Below are 1,782 nucleotides of genomic sequence, written 5' to 3'. Positions count from 1 at the left end.
TGGGCCCGGACGGGGCCTTCGGGGGAGACCCCGCGTGCTTTCCCGCAGGGAAACACCCCGAGAAGCCCCGGACTTTAGTCCGGGGAGTCGTCACCGGGAGTAGTTGGGGGCCTCCTTGATGACCACCACGTCGTGGGGGTGGCTTTCGATGAGGCCCGCCATGGTCATGCGCACGAAGCGGGCTTTTTGCCGGAAGGTTTCTATATCCGGGGCCCCCACGTAACCCATGGCGCTCCTCAGGCCGCCCACGATCTGGTAGAGGACATCGGCCACGGGGCCCTTATAGGGCACCATGCCCTCGATGCCTTCGGGTACCAGCTTCTTGGCCTCGGTCTCCCCTCCCCTTCCGGGTTCCTGGAAGTAGCGGTCAGCGGAGCCCTGCTTCATGGCCCCCAAGGAGCCCATCCCCCGGTAGAGCTTGTAGCGGCGCCCATCCTTAAGGACCTCCTCCCCCGGGGCCTCGTCGGTGCCCGCCAGCATGCTCCCCAGCATCACCGAATGGGCCCCCGCCGCCAGGGCCTTGGCCACATCGCCGGTGTACTTGATGCCTCCATCGGCGATGATGGGCACATCCAGGTCCATTACCCCCGCCACCGCCTCGAGGATGGCGGAGATCTGCGGCACCCCCACCCCGGTCACCACCCGGGTGGTGCAGATGGAGCCGGGGCCGATGCCCACCTTCACCGCATCCGCCCCCCGTTCCGCCAGGGCCCTTGCCCCTTCCCGGGTGGCCACGTTGCCGGCAATGACCTCCACCTTGTCGCCGAAAGTTTCCTTCAGGTAGGTGAGGGCCTTGAGGATCCCCTTGGAGTGCCCGTGGGCCGAGTCCAGGACCAAGACGTCCACCCCGGCTTCCACCAAGGCGGCGGCCCTTTCCGGAAGGTCCCGGCTCGCCCCCACCGCCGCCCCCACCAAAAGCCGGCCCAGGCGGTCCTTGGCGGCGTTGGGGTACTGCTTGCGCTTCACGATATCCTTCAGGGTAAGAAGCCCCCTAAGCCTTCCCGTTTCGTCCACCAAAGGCAGCTTCTCCACCTTGTGCTTGCGCAAAATCTCCTCCGCCTCCTCCAGGGTGGTGCCGGGAGGAGCGGTGATGAGGCGCTCCAAGGGGGTCATGACCTCGGTGACGGGCCGCTTCAGGTTGCGCTCAAAGCGCAGGTCGCGGTTGGTCACCAGGCCTAGAAGCTTCCCGTAAAGGTCCACCACGGGAAGCCCCCCGATGCGGTACTCCCGCATGAGGCGTTCGGCGTCCTCGAGGGTGGCGGTGGGAGGCAGGGTGACGGGATCCTGGATCATCCCCGCCTCCGAGCGCTTCACCCTGCGCACCATGCTGGCCTGGGCCTCGATGCTGAGGTTCTTGTGGATCACCCCAAGCCCCCCTTCCCGGGCCATGGCGATGGCCATCTCCGCCTCGGTCACCGTGTCCATGGCCGCGGAAAGGATGGGGATGTTGAGGTGAAGCTTCTTGGTGAGCCGCGTCCTCACCGAAACCTCCCGGGGTAGCACTTCCGAGTACCCGGGGAGGAGGAGAACGTCGTCAAAGGTGAGGCCTTCGTAGAGGATCTTACCCTCGTACATGTTCTTCAGGCTATATGCCCCCCTGACCTCCCGTCTAGGGCCAAGACCCCGAAGTCCACCCCACGCAAAAGTCCCACTCCTTGGGGGTCCGCTTTATCCGTTTATCCGGATACCCCCCTTTCGGATATTCACCTGCATATGCATTGACACGCCAATAAGGAAGGGGGCTTGGATAAATGTGTGGGAACACCCAAGCCCCCTCCCAGC

At 65.0% G+C, this 1,782-nt stretch carries 1 protein-coding gene; it reads right to left on the bottom strand.

The annotated features are described in order from the left end of the window. Window positions 1–90 precede the first annotated feature (90 nt). Entirely contained in the window at window positions 91–1,575 is a 1,485-nt protein-coding gene (gene guaB / locus F604_RS0111560) for an IMP dehydrogenase (protein ID WP_019551775.1), read from the bottom strand. Window positions 1,576–1,782: the final 207 nt, after the last annotated feature.

Source organism: Thermus scotoductus DSM 8553 (assembly GCF_000381045.1).
Classification (GTDB): domain Bacteria; phylum Deinococcota; class Deinococci; order Deinococcales; family Thermaceae; genus Thermus; species Thermus scotoductus.
The sequence above is the reverse complement of the archived record's forward strand: the minus strand, read 5'-3'. Positions and strand labels throughout refer to the sequence as shown.

Excerpts from the sequence above, each read along its gene's own strand:
- guaB (WP_019551775.1), bottom strand. The coding sequence starts at position 1,575 with ATGTACGAGGGTAAGATCCTCTACGAAGGCCTCACCTTTGACGACGTT.